Below are 6,347 nucleotides of genomic sequence, written 5' to 3'. Positions count from 1 at the left end.
CGTTGGTGGGTGGGAGAAAAGACCGGTGGGTGTGCGCGTGGGTGGGACTGTGCGGGTTCGTGGGTGGAGGGAAACCGTCACCGGACCACTCGGCTCAGCCCCCATTCGCCGTTTTTCCCACCCTCCACGGGAGGGGGCGGGCCGGAGGGGGGGGTGTGCCGGACGTAAAGCGAAGCAGTCCGGCACACCACCCCCGGAGGACCGCCACCGCACCCGAAAGCCCCGCGCAGCGGACCCGCCCGCCGCAGGCGCAACGGCGAGAAACCCCCGCGGCGGGACAGCCGACAACGTCGGGCGCGGCAAAGCGCAGCGGAAGGGCCGCAGGCGCAACGATGCCGCACCCGGCAACGTGGGAAGCCAGCCAAGCGCAGCGAACGGTCAGCGCCGACTTTCGGCGTACCGGCTCAGGAACAGTGCCTCCGCCAGCGACAGCCGTTCCAGTTCCTCCGGCGATACGCTTTCGTTGGCGGCGTGGATCTGGGCCTCCGGTTCGCTCAGGCCGATCAGCAGGATCTCGCTGTCCGGGTAGAGCCCGGCGAGGGTGTTGCACAGCGGGATCGAGCCGCCCAGACCGGACGTCTGCATCTCCTTGCCGTCGTACGCCTCGCGCAGCGCGTCCGCCATCGACGCGTACGCCGGGCTGCTGGTGTCCGCGCGGAACGGCTGCCCCTGGCCGACCTGCTCGACGGCTACCCGGGCGCCCCACGGAGCGGCGCCTTCCAGGTGGGCGGCGAGCAGTCGGGTCGCCTCGGCGGCGTCGGTGCCCGGCGGCACCCGCAGGCTCACCAGGGCGCGGGCTCCGGCGTGTACGGACGGGGTGGCGCCCACCACCGGCGGGCAGTCGATGCCCAGCACCGTCACCGCGGGCCGGGCCCAGAGCCGGTCCGCGACGGTGCCGCTGCCGATCAGCTCCACGCCGTCCAGCACCTTGGCGTCCTTGCGGAAGTCCTCCTCCGGGTACTGGAGGCCCTCCCAGTCGGCGTCCGCGGCCAGCCCGCGCACCGTCGTCGAACCGTCCTCGGCGCGCAGCGAGTCGAGGATCCGGATCAGTGCGGCGAGCGCGTCCGGGGCCGCGCCGCCGAACTGGCCGGAGTGCAGATTGCCTTCCAGGGTGTCGACCTGGACGCGCACCAGGGTCATCCCGCGCAGCGTCGCGGTCACTGTGGGCACCCCGGCCCGGAAGTTGCCGGAGTCGCCGATGATGATCGCGTCGGCGGTCAGCAGCTCCGGGTGCGCTTCGGCGTACCGCTCCAGTCCGCCGGTGCCCTGCTCCTCCGAACCCTCCACGATCACCTTGATGTTGACCGGGGTGCCGCCGTGCTCCTTGAGCGCCCGCAGCGCGGTCAGGTGCATGATCAGGCCGCCCTTGCAGTCGGCGGTGCCGCGCCCGTACCACCGGCCGCCGCGCTCGGTCAGCTCGAACGGCGGGGATATCCAGGCGTCCTCGTCCAGCGGCGGCTGGACGTCGTAGTGCGCGTAGAGGAGTACGGTCGGGGCGCCGGCCGGGCCGGGCAGGAAGCCGTAGACGGACTGGGTGCCGTCCGGGGTGTCCAGCACCGCGATGTCCTGGAAGTCCTCGGCCCGCAGCGCGTCCACGATCCAGCGGGCGGCGGCCTCGCTCTCGCTCTTCGGGAACTGCGCGAAGTCCGCCACCGATCTGAAGGCCACGAGTTCGGCGAGTTCGGCTCTGGCACGGGGCTGCAGCGCGGCGACGGTCTGGGCGAGCGGGCTGTCAGGCATGGAACGTTCCTTGTGGGCGCGGCGTTGAGTACGTACGGCACGTCCGGCAGGGTGGCCGGGCGGGCCGGACGTACGGGTATGGGTGCCCCCGATCTTCCCACAGGCGGTGCGCCGGAGTGCGGCCCGTAGGATGCGGGCGGTAGGCGCAGCCGGCATCGAACGGGAGCAGAAGTACAGGTGAGCAGCGAGCAGGCAGCCGAGGGCAACCATCAGGTGTGGGACGTCGTGGTGGTGGGCGCGGGGCCCGCCGGAGCCTCGGCCGCCCACGCCGCGGCATGTACGGGACGCCGGGTGCTGCTCCTGGAGAAGGCCGAACTACCCCGCTACAAGACCTGCGGCGGCGGCATCATCGGCCCCTCCCGGGACTCCCTGCCACCCGGCTTCGAGCTGCCGCTGCGCGACCGGGTGCATGCCGTGACGTTTTCCCTCAACGGCCGGCTGGCCCGTACCCGCCGTTCCAGGAACATGCTCTTCGGGCTCATCAACCGACCCGAGTTCGACGCCGGACTGGTCGAGTCCGCCAAGGACGCGGGCGCCCGGGTCCGTACGGGCGTGACCGTCTCGCGGGTCGAGCAGCACGGCGCGGAGGTTCCCGACCGGCGGACCGTTGCGGTCGTGCTCGCGGACGGCGAGGTGATCCTGGCCCGGGCCGTGGTCGGCGCGGACGGCAGCGCGAGCCGGATAGGCGCGCACGTCGGCGTCAAGCTCGACCAGGTCGACCTGGGCCTGGAGGCCGAGATCCCGGTGCCGGAGACGGTCGCCGAGGACTGGGCGGGCCGGGTCCTCATCGACTGGGGTCCGATGCCCGGCAGCTACGGCTGGGTCTTCCCCAAGGGCGACACCCTCACCGTCGGCGTGATCTCCGCCCGTGGCGAGGGCGCGGCCACCAAGCGCTATCTGGAGGACTTCATCGGACGGCTCGGCCTCGCCGGCTTCGAGCCCCGGATCTCCTCCGGCCATCTGACCCGCTGCCGCGCGGCGGACTCGCCGCTCTCCCGCGGGCGGGTCCTGGTCTGCGGCGACGCGGCCGGTCTGCTGGAGCCCTGGACCCGCGAGGGCATCTCCTTCGCCCTCCGCTCCGGCCGGCTCGCCGGCGAGTGGGCGGTACGGATCGCCGAGGCGCACGACGCGGTCGACACCCGCCGCCAGGCCCTCGACTACGCCTTCGCCATCAAGTCCGGGCTCGGCGTGGAGATGGGCGTGGGGCGGCGGATGCTCAGCGTCTTCGAGCGGTGGCCGGGGATGTTCCACGCCGCGCTGACGGGCTTCGGGCCCGCGTGGCGCGCGTTCGCGAAGATCACGCGGGGCACCACGACGTTGGGGGAACTGGTTCGGACGCATCCGGTGGCCCAGCGGGCCCTGGACGCGTTGGACCGGAGGGAAGAGGGCAAGAAGTCCACGGCGGCGGGCGGAGCCGGCGGGACCCGGGAGGCCGAGGCGGCCGAGGAGCAGGTGGGCTGAGGGGGCCTGTGCCGGCCCGTACGGCATCGGCGGTGGTGCGGGCCCGGCGACGGTGTCCGCTCCGCGTCTCTCTGTGCGTGGCTGATGCCGCGACTGGTGCCGCGACCGGTGTTGCGGCCGGTGGCCGTGTCCTTGTCCCGGCGTCCATGTCCCCGGCGGCGACGGGTGGTTGGCGAGGGTGGTCGCTCAGGCTTCGGTGATACGGAAGACCGGGTGGTGCGGGGCGATGGCGCGGAGTTCGTCGTCGGTCGAGTCGGCGGTGGCGCCGCCGAAGAAGGGCCTGACCTCCCAGCCCCAGCGCGCGAGGTAGGCGCGGAGCAGGTCCGTGGTCTCGGTCGGGGGCAGTTCGACGGCCGTGAAGGCGCGGGTGCGGCGGCCGACGCGGAGTTCGCCGCCGCCCGCGGCACGCATATTGCGTACCCATGCGGAGTCACCGCGTGCGGAGACGAGATAGCGGCCGTCCTCCCGGACGGCCCGCCCCTATAACCTCGGCCTACTCCCCGGGGAGTACACCTCCTCACTGCGCCGGGCTGACGCCTCCGGCTCCCGGTGCGGTCTAGCGTGACGGCATGGAGAACGCACGGCCGCCATGGGCGCGGCGCTGCCTGGGTACGGCGCGGGAGCGGTGGGCGGCGGCCGGGTATCCGGCACCCGGAAGGCGGGTGGGCGGGCGGCTGCCCTGGCTCTCGACGCTGGCGGTCACGGTCGTCGTCATGGTCGGTACCAACGCCGCCGCGCACGGCCAGACGGGACGCACCCCGCTCGATCCGCTCGGCCGTGCGCTGCTCCTCTTCGGCGCTCTGCTGCTGCTCTTCCGGCAGCGGTATCCGCGCACCGTGGCGCTGGGCACGGCCGCCTCCTGCGCCGTATACCTCGCGGCCGGCTACCCGTACGGACCGGTGTTCCTCACCCTCGTGCTGGGGGCCTTCGCGGCGATCGTCGCCGGGTATCGGGCGGTCGCCTGGTGCGCGATGGGCGGGGTGTGGGCCGGCCATCTCCTGGTCGGGCACTGGCTCTACCACTGGTTGCCGCCGTACCGCGGGCCCGCCCCCTGGGGGCAGGAAGTGGTCGTCGCCGCCTGGGTGGTGGCCGTGGTGGCGGTCGCCGAGCTGGTCCGGATCCGCCGCGAGCAACTGGCCAGAATGCGTGCCGAACGGGCCGCCACCGAACGCCGCAGGGCCGACGAGGAGCGGCTGCGGATCGCCCGCGAGCTGCACGACGTCCTCGCGCACAGCATCTCGGTCATCAACGTCCAGGCCGGTGTCGGGCTCGCGCTGCTGGACTCCGACCCGGAGCAGGCGCGCACCGCGCTGACCACCATCAAGTCCGCCAGCAAGGAAGCGCTCGGCGAGGTCCGGCAGGTCCTGGACACGCTGCGCACCCCGGGGGACGCCCCGCGCTCCCCGGCACCGGGCCTGGCCCGGCTGCCCGAACTCGCCGAGCAGGCCAGGGGCGCCGGCCTCGCCGTGGACGTCACCACCGAGGGTGCCCGGACCGCTCTGCCGCCCGCTGCCGACCTCGCCGCGTTCCGCATCGTCCAGGAGGCGCTCACCAACATCGTCCGGCACTCGGGCTCGCGGACCGCCCGGGTGCTGCTCCGCCGCACCGCCGGGGCGCTGGAGATCCGGGTCGACGACGACGGCCCGGCGACATCCGGTACGGGGGAGCCGGCCGGCGGCGGCAACGGCCTGGTCGGCATGCGGGAGCGGGCCGCGGCGCTGGGCGGCAGCGTCGAGGCGGGCCCGCGGCCCGGCGGCGGCTTCCGGGTCCGGGCGCGGATCCCGCTCGGTGGGCCGGCCGGCCGCCGGCGGCCCGGGGCCGCGGATACGGTGAACTCCACCGGTACCGAGGAGGATTCGTGATCCGGGTGCTGCTCGCCGACGACCAGTTGCTGGTCCGGGCCGGCTTCAAGGTGCTGCTGGACGCCCAGCCCGACATCGAGGTGGTCGCGGAGGCCGGGGACGGCCGGGAGGCGCTGGCCGCGGTCCGCGAACACCGCCCGGACGTCGTCCTGATGGACATCCGGATGCCGGTGGTGGACGGCCTGGTGGCCACCCGCCACATCACCGAGGACCCGGCGCTGCCCGACGTGAAGGTCGTCATGCTGACCACCTTCGAACTCGACGAGTACGTCTTCGAGGCGATCCGCTCCGGGGCGTCCGGCTTCCTGGTCAAGGACACCGAACCGGAGGAGCTCCTGCGGGCGGTGCGCGCGGTCGTCGGCGGCGATGCGCTGCTCTCGCCGGGCGTCACCCGCCGGCTGATCGCGGAGTTCGCCGCCCGCTCCAAGGCGCCCGCGTCGGCCGACGCGCTGTCCCGACTCACCGAACGCGAGCGGGAGGTGATGGCGCTGGTCGGCATCGGCCTGTCCAACGAGGAGATCGCCCGCCGGCTGGTGGTCAGCCCGCTGACGGCCAAGACGCATGTCAGCCGCACGATGGTGAAGCTGGGCGCGCGGGACCGGGCCCAACTGGTCGTGCTGGCCTACGAGTCGGGGCTGGTGCGGCCGGGGTGGCTGGGCTGAACGGGCCCGGCCCCGCCGGCCGCAGGCCGGCCCGCGGACTCAGGGGGCGCCGTGCTCCCGCCAGAGCTCGGGCAGGGCCGGATCGCCGGTGACCTTGAGCGCGTCCCACGGGAGGCGGTTCCACAGGGCGAGGTACAGCCGCTCGGCCGGGCCCTCGACCGTGCAGTCCGCGGGGCCGCCGTCCGCGTCCCCGACGGGCGTACGGACCGTCTGCGGCGGGCCGTCGGTGAGCCGCACCGTCCAGTCCGCGCCGGGGGAGTCGGTCGCGTGCAGCCGCAGCGTCCGCGGCGGATCGGCGTGCAGCGCGCTGCGGGCGGTGGAGTGAAAGCCCGTCAGGAGTTCGTCCACGCCGTCGGCGGCGAACCGCGCCGGGAGCGGGGTGAGCGGAACGCCGGCCGCCTGCTGGGCGTCGGCGCGGTGGACGGACGTCTCGTGCGCCTGGCGGCGCGCCCAGAAGGCCAGCGGGGACGACGCGGGCAGAAACGCCCAGGTCTCCAGGTCCCGCGGCGCCCCGTGGAGCGCCAGTACGAGGTGGTGGTGGCCTTCCCGCAGCCAGGGCACCAGCTCGTCATCGGCCGGCTCCGGGGCCTCGGCGGGGCGGCTCGGCTCCATCCGGGGCTCG

At 74.2% G+C, this 6,347-nt stretch carries 5 protein-coding genes and 1 pseudogene; 3 read left to right on the top strand and 3 right to left on the bottom strand.

Features of this window, described 5'->3' with window-relative positions; all coding sequences use genetic code 11:
• Positions 1 to 378: 378 nt before the first annotated feature.
• Positions 379 to 1,740, bottom strand: a complete 1,362-nt coding sequence (locus RZ84_RS06155; protein WP_043263416.1) for a dipeptidase — start codon at positions 1,738 to 1,740, stop codon at positions 379 to 381.
• Between the two features lie 177 nt (positions 1,741 to 1,917).
• Between RZ84_RS06155 and RZ84_RS06150 the strand changes: the two genes are divergently transcribed.
• Positions 1,918 to 3,201 carry a geranylgeranyl reductase family protein gene (locus RZ84_RS06150; RefSeq protein WP_052229805.1) on the top strand — a complete coding sequence of 428 codons (1,284 nt, stop codon included), beginning with the start codon at positions 1,918 to 1,920 and terminating at the stop codon, positions 3,199 to 3,201.
• Positions 3,202 to 3,387: 186 nt separating this feature from the next.
• Here the strand turns inward: RZ84_RS06150 and RZ84_RS06145 are convergent.
• A pseudogene (locus RZ84_RS06145) lies at positions 3,388 to 3,666 on the bottom strand (hypothetical protein); the annotation flags it as partial.
• Positions 3,667 to 3,770: 104 nt separating this feature from the next.
• On the opposite strand from RZ84_RS06145, the gene RZ84_RS06140 reads away from it, so the two are divergent.
• Positions 3,771 to 5,063, top strand: coding sequence for a sensor histidine kinase (locus RZ84_RS06140; protein ID WP_043263415.1), 1,293 nt, complete (start codon positions 3,771 to 3,773; stop codon positions 5,061 to 5,063).
• Positions 5,060 to 5,725, top strand: coding sequence for a response regulator transcription factor (locus RZ84_RS06135; RefSeq protein WP_043263414.1), 666 nt, complete (start codon positions 5,060 to 5,062; stop codon positions 5,723 to 5,725). Before RZ84_RS06140 ends, RZ84_RS06135 begins: the two co-directional genes overlap by 4 nt.
• A 39-nt stretch (positions 5,726 to 5,764) precedes the next feature.
• Here the strand turns inward: RZ84_RS06135 and RZ84_RS06130 are convergent.
• On the bottom strand, positions 5,765 to 6,347 hold a 583-nt coding region (locus RZ84_RS06130), incomplete at its 5' end, for a maleylpyruvate isomerase family mycothiol-dependent enzyme (protein ID WP_241777604.1).

The organism is Streptomyces sp. CT34 (genome assembly GCF_000805335.1).
Classification (GTDB): Bacteria; Actinomycetota; Actinomycetes; order Streptomycetales; family Streptomycetaceae; genus Streptomyces.
The sequence above is the reverse complement of the archived record's forward strand: the minus strand, read 5'-3'. Positions and strand labels throughout refer to the sequence as shown.